The sequence below is a fragment of the Shimia sp. MIT1388 genome (assembly GCF_047124445.1).
GTDB lineage: Bacteria > Pseudomonadota > Alphaproteobacteria > Rhodobacterales > Rhodobacteraceae > Shimia.
The window spans coordinates 1,736,581-1,753,228 of record NZ_CP138921.1 but is presented as its reverse complement, the minus strand read 5'-3'; the positions used below and the strand labels follow the sequence as shown (position 1 = coordinate 1,753,228).

Below are 16,648 nucleotides of genomic sequence, written 5' to 3'. Positions count from 1 at the left end.
GGCCTGTCCCGCCTGTGTTGTGTGTGCGTCAGGCTTTGACCGTGGCGAGACGGGCAAAGAGATCGCCGATTCCGTCGCGATCGACGTTGGCGAAGGCGATGCGCAGGGTGTCTTTGCCCGCCTGATCGCCCTCTGGCGTGAACATGGTGCCGGGCAGGGTCAGGATGCTGTGGCTTTGCACCAGTTGCTGCGCCAATTGGTCAGACGGCAGGTCAAACGGATGCTTCATATAGGCGAAGTAGGCGCCTGCGCCCTGCAGTTCCCAGCCCTGGTTGGTGAGCAGGGGCAGGTTGTCGGCAATGGCTGCGCGGCGGTCGAGGATTTCGGCGCGTTCGCCTGCGAGCCATTGGCTGAGGTTTTGCATGCCCCAGAGCGCGGCATGTTGGCCAAGCTGGTTGGGGCAGATGGTGACGGTGTCGAGGAATTTCTCTGCCTCCGCCAGCAACGCAGTGCTGCCGACCATGGCGCCGACACGGTGGCCGGTGAGGCGGTAGGCTTTGGAGAAGGAATAGAGTTGCACCAGCGTGTCCTGCCAGTCCGGGTCGCCAAAGAGGTCGTGTGGCGCGCCGGTGCGGCTGTCAAAATCGCGGTAGGTTTCATCCACGATCAGGCGGATGCCGCGGGATTTGGCAAGTTCATACATGGCGCGCACTAGATCGGCCGGATACTCGACGCCGCCAGGGTTGTTGGGGGTGACCAGCACAATGGCGCGGGTGCGCTCTGTGATCAGCGCGGCGGCATGTTGTGGGTCGGGCAGGAGATGGGCGTCGGTGGGCAAGGGCACGGCGGTGACGCCCTGCATGTCGAGCCAGATTTTGTGATTGAAGTACCACGGGGTTGGCAGGATGACCTCATCCCCTTCACCGGCGATGGCAGTGAGGGTGGCGCAGAAGGCCTGGTTGCAGCCGGAGGTGATGGCGACTTGGGCAGGGGCGATCTCGCCTGCGTAGGCGGCGGACCATTGCGTGGCGACTTCGGCGCGCAGCTCGGGCAGGCCTAGTACGGGGCCGTAGAGGTGGGCTTCGGGCTTGTTGAGTGCTGTGTCTGCGATGTGTTGCAAGAGGGGGGGCGGCGGGGCGGCAACAGGAGCGGCCTGACTGACGTTGATCAGTGGACGTTCCGGTGGGAACGTCACGCCCTCAAGCCAGCGGCGGGCTTCCATCACAGGTGGGGCAAAGGTGGCGGCGGTGCGGGTGAGGGTCATCTGGTCAATCTCTCAGGCAAAAGCGGGCAAAAGAAAACCGCAGCGAGGGGCCTCGCTGCGGTCCGAATTGGGCGGTTTGTGATGTGGGGCAAGCCCACCAACCGGTGCGATCAATCGGTGCCGCGATAAGGCTCGACGTATTGCAACGCCATGTCCCATGGGAAGAAAATCCAGGTGTCCTGGCTGACGCCGGTGATGAAGGTGTCGACCATCGGCTCGCCTGCTGGCTTGGCGTAGACGGTGGCAAAATGTGCCTTGGGGTACATCTGGCGCACCAGTTCCAGAGTTTTGCCGGAATCCACCAGATCGTCGACGATCAGGATGCCTTCACCGTCGCCCATCAGCTCCGCATCAGGGCTTTTGAGAACCTGCGCCTCGCGCTGCTTGTCCTGTTTGCCACCGCCGGAGTAGTAGGATTTTACGGAGATGGTATCGACGGTGCGGATGTCGAGCTCCCGGCTGACAATCATCGCGGGGGCCATGCCGCCACGGGTGATGGCCACAACCGCTTTCCATGCGCCATCATCAGGGCCTTTGCCGTCCAGACGCCATGCCAGCGCGCGGCTGTCGCGGTGGATTTGATCCCAGCTGATGTGGAAGCCTTTTTCGTGTGGCAGACGCTCGCTCATGTGGACTCACCCCTTTGTCGCAGATTTGGGCTGTTCTAGCAGACAGAAAGGGCGGCGCAAACTGTTTGCGTAGCTACCAAGCGGTGACGCGGTAATTGTCCCCGACAACCGAGATTTGAGGCGGGCGGCCGGTTTGCGTGAAGGCGTGGTAGGCGGGGACAAGTTGCTGCCAGAAGCCTTCCCATCTGTGACCGGAGGCCGCCGCCATGCGATGCGGCGTTGGGCGGAAGGGGAAAGCGTGTACGGGCACGGCGGACAAACCGTTGTTCAGGGCGGCCTCGACGGCGACGTAGATTTCCTCGATCGCGGGGTCGGTCATGGCGTAACAGCCAATAGAGACGCAGTCGCCGTGGACCATGAGGAAGCTGCCGGTGCGGTCATGTGCGCGGTCAAAGCGGTTGGGGAAACCCAAGTTGAAAGACAGGTGGTAGCTGCTGTTTGGGTTTAAGGCGGATTTGGTGACTGTGTAGAAGCCCTCGGGGGATTGGCGGTCACCCTCTTTGAGCTTGGGGCCGAGGTCGCCGGAGTGGTTGCAGATCGGATAGGTTTTGAAGAGGGCGTAGGTGTCGCTTGGGGTTTGCACCCAGAGTTCTAGCTCGCGTTCTTCTTTGAAAATGCGGATGTAGACCGGCGCACCGAGTTCGGTGTCGTGAGCAGCAAAACCCGCGTTTAGCACAGGTGTTTGACGGGCGCGCACCACGGCGATGCCATCCCGCGGCCAGATGACCTCTTTGATCGGCGGCGGAATGTAATGTGGACGGTAGAAAGCAAAAATCCCCAATGCGCTCGTGATGCAGAGCAAAAAGAAGAGTGCCTTGAGGAGTTTGCGCATGGTCCGAGCGCGGCTTAGGTGGCCGCGATCTTGACGCCCAGAGCCGCCAGAAGGCCGCCAAAGACGCGGTCAATCAGGTGCTTCAGGCCGATGTAGATTTTGCGGGTGCGGTCCAGAGAGAACAGCCGCGCCACGGAGGTGTTCCAAAGGAATTCACCCAAGAAGATGCACACCAGCAGCAGCGCCAATGCCAGCGGGGTGGCGTCGGTTGGTACGGTGCCAACAAAGACCGCGCCAAAGAAGACGGCGGGTTTTGGGTTGGCAAGCTGGGTCCAGATGCCGAGGCGCAGGGCGGACAAAGGCGTCATGGCGGCAACTTCGGCGTCGTTGTCTTCCAGTGGCTCATCCGCAGCACGCCACATTTTAAAGGCGGTCCAGATCAGGAAGGCGGCGCCGCCGATCTTGAGAACGGTCAGAAGGTAGGGCGCGTATTCAAACAGCAACGCAAGGCCAAAGAGGGCGGAGGCGGCCCAGAAGACCGCGCCAAGGCCGATGCCCACAGACAGAGCGGCACCGGTTTTGAGGCCCTGTTGCAGACCCACGCGGGCGGCCATGAGCACGGCGGGGCCGGGGCTGACGGCGGCCATCAGGCACAGAGAGACGGCGGCAACAAAGGCAGCGAGGCTCATTTGCGGCCCACCACGGCGTCGATGTCGGGTGCGTCGACGGCTTTCATGCCCACAATGTGATAGCCCGCGTCAACGTGCAGGTTCTCGCCGGTGACGCCGCTACCCAGATCAGACAGCAGGTAAAGCGCGGAGTTGCCCACATCTTCGATTCCAACGTTGCGGCGCAGTGGGGAGTTCAGTTCGTTCCATTTCAGGATATAGCGGAAATCGCCAATGCCTGAGGCGGCGAGGGTTTTGATCGGGCCTGCGGAGATGGCGTTCACGCGGATGCCGTCTTTGCCGAGGTCTTCGGCGAGGTATTTCACCGAGGCTTCCAACGCGGCTTTGGCGACGCCCATGACATTATAGTGTGGCATGACCTGCTCGGCACCGTAGTAGGTGAGGGTCAGGGCGGAGCCGCCGTCTGTCATCAGCTTCTCCGCGCGTTGCATCACAGCGGTGAAGGAATAGACGGAGATGTCCATGGTCATCAGGAAGTTGTCTTTAGACGTGTCGACATAGCGACCGCGCAGCTCGTTTTTGTCCGAGAAGCCAATGGCATGCACGATGAAGTCGATTTTGCCCCATTTCTCTTCGATCTCGGCAAAGGCTGCGTCGATGGAAGCGGCGTCAGAGACGTCACAGTCGATCAACGTGTCGACGTTGAGCTGTTCGGCGAGCGGGACCACGCGTTTTTTGAAAGCGTCACCCATATAAGAGAATGCCAGCTCGGCGCCGGCGTCGGCGCAGGCTTTGGCAATACCCCAGGCAATAGACTTGTCGTTGGCAAGTCCCATAATCAGACCACGTTTGCCTGCCATGAGTTGATTTGACATCCGGTGAACTCCGTCCCACTTGGTTATGCGTGACGTTTAGGCGATTGACCCTGTCGCATCAAGGTCTTCGCCAGCGTGGAATATGCCTAGCCTGAGAGGTTGGATGATGCATTTGGAGGCAGTGATGAGCGAGAGAACAGGGATTTTTGCGGGCGAGGACCCGTTTGAGATCGCGCGGGCATGGTTGGCGGAGGCTGAGAAGAGCGAGCCGAATGACCCCAACGCGATTGCGCTGTCCACAGTGGACGCGGACGGTATGCCAAATTCCCGCATGGTGCTCTTGAAGGACATCGAGGATGCGGCGTTTGTGTTCTATACAAATTACGGCAGCGCCAAAGCGCAGGAACTGGACGGCGCGGGTAAGGCGTCTTTTGTTATGCACTGGAAATCTTTGCGCCGCCAAATCCGGGTCAGAGGACACGTTATGCGGGAAGATGGTCCACAAGCGGATGCATATTTTGAGTCGCGCAGTTTGAAGAGCAAGCTGGGTGCTTGGGCGTCGGAACAGTCTCAACCTCTAAATTCGCGTACAGAATTAATGGCAAAAGTGGCAAAAATGACAGCCGCGCACGGCACCCACCCCAAACGCCCACCTTTTTGGGGCGGATATCGGCTTATTCCAGCCGAAATCGAGTTTTGGGCGGATGGGGCCTTTCGGTTACACGACCGGTTCCGCTGGACCCGTGAAGCCCCTGAAAAACAGTGGGAAATTCAGCGTCTTAACCCTTAATTAGTTAAAAATTTTCGTGGCAAGCGCATGAAAAGCATGGAAATTTTGCGCTTGCCGAAGTCGTCATGATGCAGCACAGTCACGCAGATCATGGGGATGATACAAACTAAGGTTGAGGCATTGAGTACTCTAGAAAATGACGTCACGCAGGTGATGGGCGTGGTGAAATGGTTCGATCCGGTCAAGGGATTCGGATTTATTGTGTCTGACGACGGCGGGCCGGATATTCTGTTGCATGCAAACGTGCTGCGCAATTTCGGTCAGAGCTCTGTGGCAGACGGGTCCGCGATTGAAGTGTCCGTACAAGTGACACAACGCGGCGCGCAGGCTGTTGAAGTGTTCAAGATCGACGCGCCGGAAACGGAGACGCCGGTGGCGTTGTCCGATTTTGAGGGCATGGATCTGGACGACATTCGCGCGACGCCGCTGGAGCCGGCGCGGGTGAAGTGGTTTGACAAAGGCAAGGGCTTTGGCTTTGCCAATGTGTTTGGCCGCCCGGAAGACATTTTCCTGCACATCGAGGTGCTGCGCCGCTCGGGTCTGTCTGACCTGCAGCCTGGCGAAGCCTTGGCGTTGCGTGTGATCGACGGTAAACGTGGTCGCATGGCAACCGAGGTATTGGCGTGGGAAAACGCAGTTTTGGAAAACGACTAAACTTCTCTGGCGCGGGTCGATTGATCGGCGCCGGATTTTTGTGGCTGGCGGCAGGGTTCGTGATCTCCTTGCCCGCCCAAGCCCAAGACGCCTGTGACGAAGACAGCCTGTTGATACGAGGCGACTTTGGTCAGGCGCGATTCTCCGTAGAAGTGGCAGACACAGAGGCCGAGCGGGCGCAGGGATTGATGAATCGCGCCCATATGCCAAGCAGTGCCGGCATGCTGTTTATCTATGAGACCACACGGCCTGCATCTTTCTGGATGCGCAACACGCTGATTCCCCTCGATATGTTGTTTGCCGATGAGCATGGGGTGATCCAGCACATCCACAGCAACGCCATTCCTCTGGACGAAACCCCGATTTTTGGCGGCAATGCCGTGCGTTATGTTCTTGAAATCAATGGCGGTTTGGCCAAGGCGATGGGGATTTCCATCGGCAGTGAAATGCGCCACCAAAATTTTTTACAAGAAATTGCAAACTGGCGTTGTTAGGGGGTTTTCATTCCCGAACAGTGGGGGTAAACCCTGCCTCACAAGTCGGGGCGTAGCGCAGCCTGGTAGCGCACCTGTTTTGGGTACAGGGGGTCGCAAGTTCGAATCTTGCCGTCCCGACCATTTTCCTCCCGGAGGAAAAGAAAAAAGACGTAGCCTTCGGGCTGCGTCTTTTTCTTTTGGGGGACTTGGCTGGCGGTTCAGCTTTTGGAAGTTGAGATTCGCCCGGCGTTAGCTTGCTTTAAGTGCTGGATGAACAGCTTTAGCGGCACCAGCGCTCGATATTCTTGGGGAAAATAGATGTGGACGCGGGGCATTGTGGCGGCGTGATCACTCAGGATTTCCACAAGTTCGCCGCTTGCTAGTGCATTGGCGCTGAATTCCCGGAAGGTGTAGCTGATACCAAGCCCTCGGGTGGCTTGCTCAATCGACACTGGTAGAGAATTAGCAATCAAGTTGCCACGAACCTCGACCGGATAGGGGCCATCAGGCCCGGAAAACATCCATGGTGCGAGCTGGCCAGAGCTTGGGAAGCGATAGTGAAGGCAATTGTGCTCGAGCAAGTCCAATGGGTGCGTGGGGGTGCCGTGTTTTTCCAGATAGGACGGGCTGGCCACCACAGCCGCCGTCATGGGTTCGGTCAAGCCCACCGCGACCATATCTTGAGCGATCACGCCGCCGAGCCGAAACCCGGCGTGCAGCCCTTCTTTGAGAATGTCAGACCAAGCGTCCGCAAGCCGGAGTTCAATTTCTATTTCGGGGTAGCGTTCTTGAAAAGACAAAAGGGGGGCGCTTATCAGGAGGTGATAAACAAACTCCGGAATGGCAAGTTTCAGGGTGCCGCGTGTGCTTTGACCTGCTGCGCGCGCATTTTCGAATCCATTCGCCAGTTGCTCAAAGGCCGGGCCAGAACTCTGAGCCAAGGCGCGGCCTGCCTCAGTTAGGCTGATTGAGCGGGTTGTGCGCACGAAGAGGGCTGCACCGATCTGCGTCTCAAGGGTCTTTAGCTGGTGACTGACCGTGGAGCGCTTGATGCCTAATGCTATTGCGGCGGCGCTGAGGCTGCCTTCTTTGGCGATGGCATTGAAGACTTCAAGCGTGGCTAGAGGGAGGCGCATTTGTTGAATTCCATACAACAGAGTGATTGTTATTGGGGTAATTGTTGGCTTTGGGGTGGTTAGTTAGTTTTGGCTCACTTGTAAACGCAACACCTGAGGCCACCGATGACTACACTTGTTTTAACTGCGCATCCCAACCTTGGGAGCTCTACGGCCAATCGCGTGTGGCATGATGCCTTAAGCAATGTGCCCGGTGTCACGACGCGGGACTTGTCCGCTGTTGGTGGATCAGAAATGATGTTTGACCCAAGCTGTGAGCAGTCTCTGTTGCGCCAGGCAAGTCGGGTTGTGCTTCAGTTTCCGTTCTACTGGTATTCATCGCCGCCTGTACTGAAGGCCTGGTTGGATCAGGTTTTGCTTTTCGGATTTGCATACGGCCCGGGAGGGACCGCGTTGCACGGAAAAGAGCTTGGTTTGGCGATCACGACCGGCGGACCAGCAGGAAGTTATCAAGCGGACGGGCTAAACAGTTATTCAATGGATGCGTTCTTGGTGCCGTATGAACAGACCGCTCGTATGGTGGGCATGACCTATCTGCCTCCATTTGTGTTGCACAGCGCAATGAGCCGAAATCCAGATGCCCTTAATGCCAGCGTTCCAAAGCTGATTTCCTTCGTCACGGCGCCGCGAATTGCGGTCGACGGTGGCGGGACCGACAGGGCGTAACGCGTTTCAATCACACAATCTCGCGCTCTGTTGGCCTCGGCTAATCAGAGGTGATTCCCTCTATCCAGACACAGGAGAAACTCATGGAAAAATTCGCAAACAAAGTTGTCATTGTCACAGGTGGTGGCACTGGAATTGGAAAAGCCATTGCAGCCGCCTTTGTTGCCGGCGGCGCAAAGGTTCTGATCACGGGGCGCAGGCAGGCTGTACTTGAGCAGACTGTGGCTGAACTCGGGCCTAGGGCTGCATTTATTGCAGCAGATGTTTGTGAGAGTGGTGCGTCAGCGCGGATTGTTCAGGAGGCGGTCAGCACATTTGGTCGCTTGGATGTGCTGGTGAACAACGCTGGCACGGGCACAATGGGGCCGCTGGTCGAAACCAGCGACGCGGATATTGAAAGCACATATCGGATCAATGTGTTTGCGCCACTGGCGCTTGCCCGTGAGGCGATCCCTCATCTTGCGGAGACTAAGGGTGCCGTCATTAATATTTCATCCGTAACAGCGCGAGGCACTTTGCCGGGCGTGGTGGCATATGCGTCGTCAAAGGCAGCCGGAGAGCATGCGGTCCGATTGCTGGCTTCAGAGCTGGGTCCAATGGGAATCCGCGTGAATGCAGTGGCCCCTGGATTTACGGACACAGAGGCCTTGGCCTACGTCAAGACGGATGAAGCGATGATGGGAATGGTCATGGCCCAAACGCCGATGGGGCGACTGGGGAAGCCCGAGGACATTGCCAATGCAGTGATGCTGCTTGCGGATGATCGGGCGGGGTGGATTACGGGGCAGTCCGTTCAGGCCGGTGGTGGCTATATGCTTTAGGGCACTTAGGGCGGGGACCTTGTATCCACTTGTTCATCATGGCCTACCTGTTTTGACACATAAAAAAGGCGCCCATTGGGCGCCTTTCTCATGTCGGACCTGTCGCTCTCTTAGAGCAGGGCCAGATCTACGGCGCTTTCGCGGCCGTCACGGCCCGCTTGCAGCTCGTAGCTGACTTTCTGGTTGTCTGCGAGACCGGTCAGGCCGGAGCGCTCAACGGCAGAAATGTGTACAAATACGTCTTTGCCGCCTTCATCAGGTGCAATGAAGCCGAAGCCTTTGGTGGTGTTGAACCATTTGACGGTGCCAGTAGCCATCGTCGTTTCTCCATGTTTTGTGTCGCCCGCAACATGCGGCAACCCGGCGGGTATCTTGATCGAAAGCTGAGCCGGTTAGGAGCAGGGGGTCGAAAATAGAAACTGCGCACCCCCCATGTGATAACAACGCGGGCAGAAAACAAGGACTTTTTGTCCAATAAGTGTTTCAACCTGTAAGATTTCGCAAAAATTTCATGGCTTTGTTTCTGATGCGAAAGGTGCTGCGGGCCGGTGGGACGGTTTGCGGTGACTGGTGCCGGTTTTTGTGCAGGGCCAAAGTTTTAAGCAGGTTGCCTTCAGGCGCGCGTGTTGGGGCCGTTTGTCATCTTTTGACCATGTGGTAAATTTTTTTATTGATTGGTCAAAAAACCTGTGCAAGCCTGAGTGGGTAGCCAACAAGGTGTATGGGGAGGTCCTATGTCCAACACACCGTTCAGCGACGGCATCCAAGCGGGGCGTTTAGACTCTGCGGAATTGTCCGAGAATTTTGGGGATTTGCACCCTCGTTTTGACGATCACGAAGCCCTGGTGGCGGCGGATCGCTGTTATTTCTGTCACGACGCGCCGTGTATGACGGCCTGTCCGACAGACATTGATATCCCTCTGTTCATCCGTCAGATCGCCACCGGCACGCCGGAATCGGCGGCCAAGACGATTTTTGACCAGAACATTCTGGGCGGCATGTGTGCCCGTGTGTGCCCAACCGAAACGCTCTGTGAGCAGGTTTGTGTGCGCGAAACCGCCGAAGGCAACCCGGTCGAGATTGGCCGGTTGCAGCGCTATGCCACTGATAAGCTGGTGGATGCGGGTCTGCACCCTTTTGGCCGAGCCGACAGCACCGGCAAGAAAGTCGCCGTGGTGGGCGCGGGGCCAGCGGGTCTGTCCGCGGCACACCGTCTGGCCATGCATGGGCATGATGTCACAGTTTATGATGCGCGCGCGAAAGCCGGTGGTCTGAACGAGTTTGGCATCGCGGCCTATAAATCGGTTGAGAGCTTTGCTGAACGCGAGGTCGCATGGCTGCTGAAGATTGGCGGCATCACGGTTGAGACCGGTAAAAAGCTAGGCGACGGGCTGTCGCTGGACGGTCTGAAGGCGGAGTTTGACGCGGTGTTCCTTGGCATTGGCCTGGGTGGCGTGAACGCGTTGGGCGTCGACGGCGAGGACAAAGACGGCGTTGATGATGCGGTGGACTTCATCGCGGAACTGCGTCAGGCGGATGACCTTGGCAAAATGGCGATTGGCCGGGATGTTGTGGTGATCGGCGGCGGGATGACCGCCGTGGATGCTGCTGTTCAAGCGAAGCTGTTGGGCGCTCTGAACGTGAGCCTTGTCTATCGTCGCGGCAAAGACCGGATGAACGCGTCCGAGTTTGAACAGGATCTGGCGGCTTCCAAAGGCGTGCGGATCATCACCAATGCCTCGCCCAAGGCGGTGATTGGCAACGGCGCGGTGCGCGAGATCGAGTTTGAATACACCGATAACGATCTGAAACCAACCGGACAGACCATTCGTCTGGCAGCGGATCAGGTGTTCAAAGCCATCGGCCAGACACTGGAAGGTGAGGGCCTTCCGGAACTGGAGTGGGGCAAGATCAAAGTATCCGAAACTGGCCGCACGTCCGTGGATGGCATCTGGGCTGGTGGCGACTGTGCCACGGGCGGTGACGATCTGACCGTGACTGCGGTGGCTGAGGGTCGTGACGCGGCCGAAGACATTCATGCGGCTGTGAGTGCCGGTTGACAACATAGGGTCCCGTCCCGGGCTAGACCCGGGACCTCGTGCCGGGTGCGCGATGGCCAGAGGCCCCGGATCAGGTCCGGGGCGCGGCGGGACCAGCCAAAAAGGAGATAAGCATATGGCCAATCTCGAAAGTGATTTTGTAGGGATCAAATCCCCAAACCCGTTCTGGCTCGCCTCGGCGCCGCCAACGGATAAGGAATATAACGTGCGCCGCGCCTTTGAAGCGGGCTGGGGCGGTGTTGTGTGGAAAACCCTGGGCGCGGAAGGTCCGCCCGTTGTGAACGTGAACGGACCGCGCTACGGCGCGATCCACGGCGCAGATCGTCGGTTGCTTGGTTTGAACAACATCGAGCTGATCACCGACCGTCCGCTTGAGGTGAATCTTGAGGAAATGACCCGCGTGAAACGGGATTACCCGGATCATGCGCTGATCGCCTCGGTCATGGTGCCCTGCGAAGAGGAAGAGTGGAAACGCATCCTTCCGATGATCGCAGAGACCGGCTGTGACGGGTTTGAGCTGAACTTTGGGTGCCCGCATGGCATGGCCGAGCGTGGCATGGGCTCCGCTGTGGGGCAGGTGCCGGACTACATCGAAATGGTCGCGCGCTGGTGTAAAGAAGCCACTGACCTGCCGGTGATTGTGAAGCTGACGCCAAACATCACCAACATCCTGCATCCAGCGGAAGCGGCGCTGCGTGGTGGGGCGGATGCGGTGAGCCTGATCAACACGATCAACTCGATCACCTCGGTGAACCTAGATGCGATGAGCCCGGAGCCGATGATTGACGGCAAAGGCACCCACGGCGGCTACTGCGGCCCGGCGGTGAAGCCGATTGCGCTCAACATGGTCGCGGAGATTGCGCGCAACCCTGAGACGGCGAAGTTGCCGATTTCCGGCATCGGTGGTGTGACCACCTGGCGGGATGCGGCGGAGTTCATGGCGCTGGGCGCTGGCAACGTGCAGGTTTGTACGGCGGCGATGACCTATGGCTTCAAGATTGTGCAGGAGATGATCTCTGGACTGTCCCAATGGATGGACGAGAAGGGCTACACCTCTACGGCTGATTTTGTCGGCATGGCGACGCCAAATGTCACCGACTGGCAGTATCTGAACCTGAACCACGTCACCAAAGCGGTGATCAATCAGGATGATTGCATCAGCTGTGGCCGCTGCTATGCGGCGTGTGAGGATACCTCTCACCAGGCGATTGAGATGTCTGAGGACCGTGTGTTCACCGTGAAAGACGATGAATGCGTGGCCTGTAACCTCTGCGTCAACGTGTGTCCGGTGGAGAACTGTATCACCATGCGCACGCTGGAGCCGGGTGAGATGGATGAGCGCACAAACACACCAGTGGAGGCCGATTACGGCAACTGGACCGCGCATCCAAACAACCCGATGTCCACGGCAGCTGAGTAAGCTTCACACAGGGCCGTTTTGGCCCGCTTTTCAGGGATCTTCCCTTCCTGAAACTGACCGTCGCGGTGTCCCCCGCGACGGTTTTTTGTTTGTGCGACAGTTAGTTGAGTTGCGCCGGCGGGGTGAGTGTCGAGACGAGGCCGGTTTTTACATCGTAAATCATGGTGGACACGGTCAAATAGTCCGGCACGGCGGGGGAGGTGCGCAGCGTCTCGAGGTCTTCGCGCAAACTATCCTCATGGTCGTGGATGGCCAGTGGGGCCACATCGACGCCGGTTTTGGATTTGATCGCGGCCGCCAGATTTGGGTCGGTGAGCCGTTCGGAGCCGCAGTGGGTGTGCTGCATCAGGATGAGTTCAAACGGGGTGTCTTGTCCGCCGTTGATTTGGTTGATCATCACCGAAAGCGCAGCGATTTCAGCTATCACAGCCGGGGTGACGCGACCGCCGGTGTTGCGCACGACAACCGCTTCGCCGAGGTCCAGATTGAAGATATGGGCCGGGTCTACGCGGGCGTCGATACAGGCGATGATCATGGTGTTGAGTTTGGGGAAGACGGAGAGATCTGCCTCGGCAAAATTGGCTGCGAAGGTTTGGTTGCGGTCGAGAAGGGTGGATGTGTTGGACATAATTGCTCCTTGTTTTCAATAGGTCATCGGTTGGTCTTGGACCGATGAGAAGGATGTGGTAGTGTGCTTTAAAATTTAAAGTTAACGCTTTAAAAAATAAAGTAACGCTTTCGTGAGGTCGGAGATGGCAAAGGCGCGGTCGTATAAATTGCTTTGTCCCATAGCGCGGGCTTTGGACCGGATCGGGGATCGGTGGACGTTGTTGATCCTGCGGGATTTGCACGCGGGATCGATGCGGTTTGGTGAGCTACAGAAAGGCTTGCCGGGGATCGCGGCGAACCTGTTGACCGACCGACTCAATAAGCTGGTGGCGGATGGTTTGGTTTCAAAGGAAGAGAGCTATGCGTTGACGCCTTTGGGCGCGCGAACGCTGGATGTTTTGTTTGAACTGGCGGTGTTTGGCGCGGCGTTTGAACCGGAGGGGGCGGTGGTCAAGCCGGGCAACTTGCGCACGGTTGTGACCACGTTGCTGGCGGCAGCGCGGCGGGCAGAGCTTGGTGATATGGCGCTGCGCGTAGGGCTGGTTGTGGACGGTGAGATGATGCAGCTGGATGTGGCGGATGGGGCGGTGCGTGCCAGCTACGGTGTTCACGAGGCGCCGGATGTGGTTTTGACCACCGGGTATGAGGATTTGCTGGCCGTGTCAGAGGGTGACCTGCCGATGGAGACCTTCATTGGCGCACGGGCGGAAATACAGGTTCTCACGGCTGGAGCAGACGGCGCGTTTGCCCAGATGATGGGGGCCGTGATGGCCGTCCTGCACGGCGCAGATTAAGGCGTCAGCAGTTTGCGATACATCTGATCAAGAAAAGTGTCGGCGCCGTCAAGCACGTCGGTGTCGCGGTCGCTGAGCACCTGCACTTGCGCGTCAAAATCGGCGTAGTGCTGGGTGGTGGCCCAGATCGAGAACATCAAGTGACGTGGGTCCACATCGGCCAGTTTGCCCTGGGCGATCCATGTGCGAATGAGCGCGGTCTTTTTGTCGACCAGCGGCTTCAGGTCGCTTTCCAGGTGCGGCTCCATACGCGGCGCACCTTGCAGGATTTCATTGGCAAAGAGGCGGCTTTCGCGCGGGAATTCGCGGCTCATTTCCAGCTTGCGGTGCACGTAGCCGAGGATTTCTTCAAGCGGTTCGCCGTCCGGGTCCATGTGGTCCAGCGGGTCGAGCCAGGTTTCCATCAGTTGGTTGAGCAGGGTGACATGGATGTCTTCTTTGCCGCCAAAATAATAGAGGATGTTGGGCTTGGAGAGGCCAGCCTCTTCGGCGATCAGATCCAGCGTGGCGCCGCGATAGCCGTGGCGGGAAAACACTTCGAGAGCGGCGTCCAGAATGCGCTTGCGGTTGCGCTGCTGAATGCGGCTGGGTTTGCGCGTCGATGCCTCGGCCATAGGTAACGTTCCGTATTTCTTTGCCTTTTAGGCTAATGCAGCCAAAGGCGTGGGTCTACAGGGATTTAGGATAGGAAAGCCTTACTCAACGGCACCAATCCCGCGCAGGATGATGGTTTTGATATTGGTTTTGGCCGCTTCCCACTGCACATCATCCAGCGGCGCGCCGCCGTTGAGCGTCTCGATCTGGTGGCCGAAGTCGGCATAGTGCTGGGTGGTGGCCCAGAGCATGTAGAGGAGATGGCGCGGATCAATTGGCGCCATCCGCCCCTCGGCGATCCAGCGTTCGATCACCTCGATTCGGCCATTGGTCCAATCGGTGAGAGTGGTCTCCAGATAATCCTGAATCACAGGTGCTCCGTGCATGACCTCGCTGGCCCATACTTTGGAGCCATCCGCATGGCGGCGGGAGATCTCCATTTTGGCGTCAATATAGGCGCCGATGCCTTCTTCAGGTCCCTCGGCTTGGTCAAAAATATCCGCCGCCTGAAGCCAGATTTGGAAGATTCTCTGCACCACCTGCCGATAGAGTAACTCTTTGGTAGGAAAGTAATAATGCAGGTTCGCCTTGGGTAGTCCGGCGACGTCGGCAATGAGCTGCATCGTAGCGCCGCCAAAGCCTGCCTCAGCGAAGACTTTTTCTGCTGCTGACAAAATGAGCGCCTCTGCCTCTTGGCGGCGCATTTTTTTGCTGGTCGCTTTGGGGGATGCCGCTGTGGTCTCTGCCATCAAAAATGCCCTGATAAAAAATCTTGACCGGTTGGTCAGGGTGTGCTCGTCTGAATTTGACCATACGGTCAGGAAGGCCGTGAGATCAAGAGCCCCACCAGCAAGGGCAGCCCAATTGGGCGCAAGCCCGGGCCAGAAAATAGGGAGTAGATGCTATGGGTGCACCGGGTGAGAACCTTAAGGTGAACGCGGATCGGCTGTGGGACAGCCTGATGGAGATGGCCAAGATTGGCCCCGGTATCGCCGGTGGTAACAACCGCCAGACATTGACCGATGAAGATGCGGAAGGTCGCGCGCTGTTCCAATCGTGGTGTGAGGCCGCGGGCATGACCATGGGCGTGGACACGATGGGCAATATGTTTGCCACCCGTCCGGGCGAAGACCCAGAGGCGCTGCCGGTCTATATGGGCAGCCATTTGGACACACAGCCGACCGGCGGCAAATATGACGGTGTGCTGGGTGTGCTTGGCGGGCTGGAAGTGGTGCGCTCGATGAATGATCTGGGCATCAAGACCAAACACCCGATTGTGGTCACCAACTGGACCAACGAAGAGGGCACACGTTATGCGCCGGCGATGCTGGCCTCCGGCGTTTTCACAGGCCGTCACACGCAGGACTGGGCCTATGACCGCGTCGATGCGGAGGGCAAGAAGTTCGGCGATGAGCTGAAGCGGATCGGCTGGGTTGGCGACGAAGAGGTTGGTGCGCGCAAGATGCATGCGATGTTTGAGTTGCACATCGAGCAGGGGCCGATTCTGGAAGCGGAAGGCAAGGACATCGGGGTTGTGACCCACGGTCAGGGCCTGCGCTGGATTGAGTGTACGGTGACCGGCAAGGAGAGCCACACCGGCTCCACACCGATGCCGATGCGTAAAAACGCGGGCCGGGGTTTGGCGCGGATCACGGAGCTGGTGCATGAGATTGCGATGAAGCATCAGCCCAATGCGGTGGGTGCGATTGGCCATGTGGATGTCTATCCGAACTCGCGCAACATCATTCCGGGGAAGGTGGTGTTCACCATCGATTTCCGCAGCCACCTGCAAGAGGTGATTGACGCCATGCTGGCGGAGTTTGCCGAGAAGGCGCCGCAGCTTTGTGAAGAGATCGAAGTGGGGCTGGACTGGGAAATTGTCGGCCAGTTTGATCCACCCGCCTTTGACGAAGCCTGTGTCGGCGCGGTGCGCGAGGCGGCGGAACGTCTGGGCTATAGCCACATGGATATCGTCTCCGGCGCGGGGCATGACGCTTGCTGGATCAACGATGTGGCGCCGACCGCGATGATCATGTGTCCGTGTGTGGACGGGCTGTCCCACAATGAGGCGGAAGAGATTTCCAAAGAATGGGCCTCGGCAGGCACGGATGTGATGCTGCACGCGGTGCTCGAGACGGCGGAAGTTGTGGAGTGAGGGTGCACTTGGCCCCCGCCGTCCCGGGCTTGACCCGGGACCCCGCGCGTTTGGCACGTGAGGGGCGAGGCCCCGGATCAGGTCCGGGGCGGGGTTTACGATTTGGTAACCATGATGGCGCGAAGCTTGGGGATGTCCCACTTCGTCTACATTATGGCCTCCAGACCGGGGGGCGCACTTTACGTTGGACGCACAACGGATCTTCTGTTGCGCGTGCAGGCGCATCGGGCGGGGCTGTCGACGCATACAAACAAATGCAACATCAAAACACTGGTCTGGTTCGAAGTGCACGAGTCCTTCGAACCGTCTCTGCGGCGCGAGCGTGCGATCAAACGTTGGCGGCGGGACTGGAAAGTCAAACTGATTACAGATGCCAATCCAAACTGGCACGACATAACGGCGCTCGTTCCGGCGTGATTGCGGG

Annotated in this window: 20 protein-coding genes and 1 tRNA gene; 11 read left to right on the top strand and 10 right to left on the bottom strand. The window is 58.4% G+C overall.

Annotation, left to right across the window (positions count from 1 at the left end; translation table 11 throughout):
* Positions 1–28 precede the first annotated feature (28 nt).
* From SIB92_RS08615 to fabI, 5 genes are all read right to left on the bottom strand, one after another.
* Positions 29–1,204: an aminotransferase gene (locus SIB92_RS08615; protein WP_412555403.1), complete on the bottom strand. Its 1,176-nt coding sequence runs from the start codon at positions 1,202–1,204 to the stop codon at positions 29–31.
* A 110-nt stretch (positions 1,205–1,314) separates the two neighbouring features.
* Positions 1,315–1,833 carry a xanthine phosphoribosyltransferase gene (gpt, locus tag SIB92_RS08610; protein WP_412555402.1) on the bottom strand — a complete coding sequence of 173 codons (519 nt, stop codon included), beginning with the start codon at positions 1,831–1,833 and terminating at the stop codon, positions 1,315–1,317.
* Between the two features lie 73 nt (positions 1,834–1,906).
* Positions 1,907–2,665 carry a L,D-transpeptidase family protein gene (locus tag SIB92_RS08605; protein ID WP_412555401.1) on the bottom strand — a complete coding sequence of 253 codons (759 nt, stop codon included), beginning with the start codon at positions 2,663–2,665 and terminating at the stop codon, positions 1,907–1,909.
* A gap of 14 nt (positions 2,666–2,679) precedes the next feature.
* Entirely contained in the window at positions 2,680–3,294 is a 615-nt protein-coding gene (locus SIB92_RS08600) for a LysE family translocator (protein ID WP_412555400.1), read from the bottom strand.
* The gene (gene fabI / locus SIB92_RS08595) at positions 3,291–4,109 is read right to left on the bottom strand and encodes an enoyl-ACP reductase FabI (RefSeq protein WP_412555399.1); all 819 of its coding nucleotides are present in this window, start codon (positions 4,107–4,109) and stop codon (positions 3,291–3,293) included. Before fabI ends, SIB92_RS08600 begins: the two co-directional genes overlap by 4 nt.
* A gap of 124 nt (positions 4,110–4,233) precedes the next feature.
* Between fabI and pdxH the strand changes: the two genes are divergently transcribed.
* From pdxH to SIB92_RS08575, 4 genes are all read left to right on the top strand, one after another.
* Positions 4,234–4,839 (top strand): pyridoxamine 5'-phosphate oxidase, encoded by a 606-nt coding sequence (pdxH, locus tag SIB92_RS08590; protein WP_412555398.1) that lies wholly within the window; start codon positions 4,234–4,236, stop codon positions 4,837–4,839.
* Positions 4,840–4,935: 96 nt separating this feature from the next.
* On the top strand, positions 4,936–5,493 hold the full coding sequence (locus SIB92_RS08585; RefSeq protein WP_412555819.1) for a cold-shock protein: 558 nt from the start codon (positions 4,936–4,938) through the stop codon (positions 5,491–5,493).
* 23 nt (positions 5,494–5,516) lie between these two features.
* Positions 5,517–5,987 carry a DUF192 domain-containing protein gene (locus SIB92_RS08580; protein WP_412555818.1) on the top strand — a complete coding sequence of 157 codons (471 nt, stop codon included), beginning with the start codon at positions 5,517–5,519 and terminating at the stop codon, positions 5,985–5,987.
* Between the two features lie 46 nt (positions 5,988–6,033).
* Positions 6,034–6,110, top strand: a tRNA-Pro gene (locus SIB92_RS08575).
* 77 nt (positions 6,111–6,187) lie between these two features.
* Here the strand turns inward: SIB92_RS08575 and SIB92_RS08570 are convergent.
* A complete protein-coding gene (locus SIB92_RS08570; protein ID WP_412555397.1) occupies positions 6,188–7,123 on the bottom strand; it encodes a LysR family transcriptional regulator in 936 nt (311 codons plus the stop codon).
* A gap of 87 nt (positions 7,124–7,210) precedes the next feature.
* Between SIB92_RS08570 and SIB92_RS08565 the strand changes: the two genes are divergently transcribed.
* Complete coding sequence (locus SIB92_RS08565; RefSeq protein ID WP_412555396.1) at positions 7,211–7,771, top strand: NAD(P)H-dependent oxidoreductase; 561 nt, start codon at positions 7,211–7,213, stop codon at positions 7,769–7,771.
* A gap of 83 nt (positions 7,772–7,854) precedes the next feature.
* Complete coding sequence (locus SIB92_RS08560; RefSeq protein WP_412555395.1) at positions 7,855–8,592, top strand: SDR family NAD(P)-dependent oxidoreductase; 738 nt, start codon at positions 7,855–7,857, stop codon at positions 8,590–8,592.
* Positions 8,593–8,702: 110 nt separating this feature from the next.
* Here the strand turns inward: SIB92_RS08560 and SIB92_RS08555 are convergent, their stop codons facing one another.
* Positions 8,703–8,909 carry a cold-shock protein gene (locus SIB92_RS08555; protein ID WP_294116299.1) on the bottom strand — a complete coding sequence of 69 codons (207 nt, stop codon included), beginning with the start codon at positions 8,907–8,909 and terminating at the stop codon, positions 8,703–8,705.
* A 417-nt stretch (positions 8,910–9,326) separates the two neighbouring features.
* Here SIB92_RS08555 and SIB92_RS08550 point away from each other — a divergent pair, with 417 nt between their 5' ends.
* Both SIB92_RS08550 and preA read left to right on the top strand, forming a co-directional pair.
* The gene (locus tag SIB92_RS08550) at positions 9,327–10,652 is read left to right on the top strand and encodes an NAD(P)-dependent oxidoreductase (RefSeq protein WP_412555394.1); all 1,326 of its coding nucleotides are present in this window, start codon (positions 9,327–9,329) and stop codon (positions 10,650–10,652) included.
* Between the two features lie 115 nt (positions 10,653–10,767).
* On the top strand, positions 10,768–12,072 hold the full coding sequence (gene preA, locus SIB92_RS08545) for an NAD-dependent dihydropyrimidine dehydrogenase subunit PreA (RefSeq protein WP_294116296.1): 1,305 nt from the start codon (positions 10,768–10,770) through the stop codon (positions 12,070–12,072).
* Positions 12,073–12,172: 100 nt separating this feature from the next.
* Here preA and SIB92_RS08540 read toward each other — a convergent pair whose 3' ends face one another.
* Positions 12,173–12,700, bottom strand: coding sequence for a carbonic anhydrase (locus tag SIB92_RS08540; protein WP_412555393.1), 528 nt, complete (start codon positions 12,698–12,700; stop codon positions 12,173–12,175).
* Between the two features lie 124 nt (positions 12,701–12,824).
* Here SIB92_RS08540 and SIB92_RS08535 point away from each other — a divergent pair, with 124 nt between their 5' ends.
* Positions 12,825–13,475 (top strand): winged helix-turn-helix transcriptional regulator, encoded by a 651-nt coding sequence (locus SIB92_RS08535; RefSeq protein WP_412555392.1) that lies wholly within the window; start codon positions 12,825–12,827, stop codon positions 13,473–13,475.
* Here the strand turns inward: SIB92_RS08535 and SIB92_RS08530 are convergent.
* A complete protein-coding gene (locus SIB92_RS08530; protein WP_412555391.1) occupies positions 13,472–14,089 on the bottom strand; it encodes a TetR family transcriptional regulator C-terminal domain-containing protein in 618 nt (205 codons plus the stop codon). The two genes, SIB92_RS08535 and SIB92_RS08530, sit on opposite strands and share 4 nt — an antisense overlap.
* Before the next feature lie 81 nt (positions 14,090–14,170).
* The gene (locus tag SIB92_RS08525; protein ID WP_299418978.1) at positions 14,171–14,818 is read right to left on the bottom strand and encodes a TetR/AcrR family transcriptional regulator; all 648 of its coding nucleotides are present in this window, start codon (positions 14,816–14,818) and stop codon (positions 14,171–14,173) included.
* Positions 14,819–14,973: 155 nt separating this feature from the next.
* On the opposite strand from SIB92_RS08525, the gene SIB92_RS08520 reads away from it, so the two are divergent.
* Together SIB92_RS08520 and SIB92_RS08515 are read left to right on the top strand one after the other, a co-directional pair.
* Positions 14,974–16,224 (top strand): Zn-dependent hydrolase, encoded by a 1,251-nt coding sequence (locus SIB92_RS08520; RefSeq protein WP_412555390.1) that lies wholly within the window; start codon positions 14,974–14,976, stop codon positions 16,222–16,224.
* A gap of 111 nt (positions 16,225–16,335) precedes the next feature.
* The gene (locus SIB92_RS08515; protein WP_412555389.1) at positions 16,336–16,641 is read left to right on the top strand and encodes a GIY-YIG nuclease family protein; all 306 of its coding nucleotides are present in this window, start codon (positions 16,336–16,338) and stop codon (positions 16,639–16,641) included.
* Positions 16,642–16,648 lie beyond the last annotated feature (7 nt).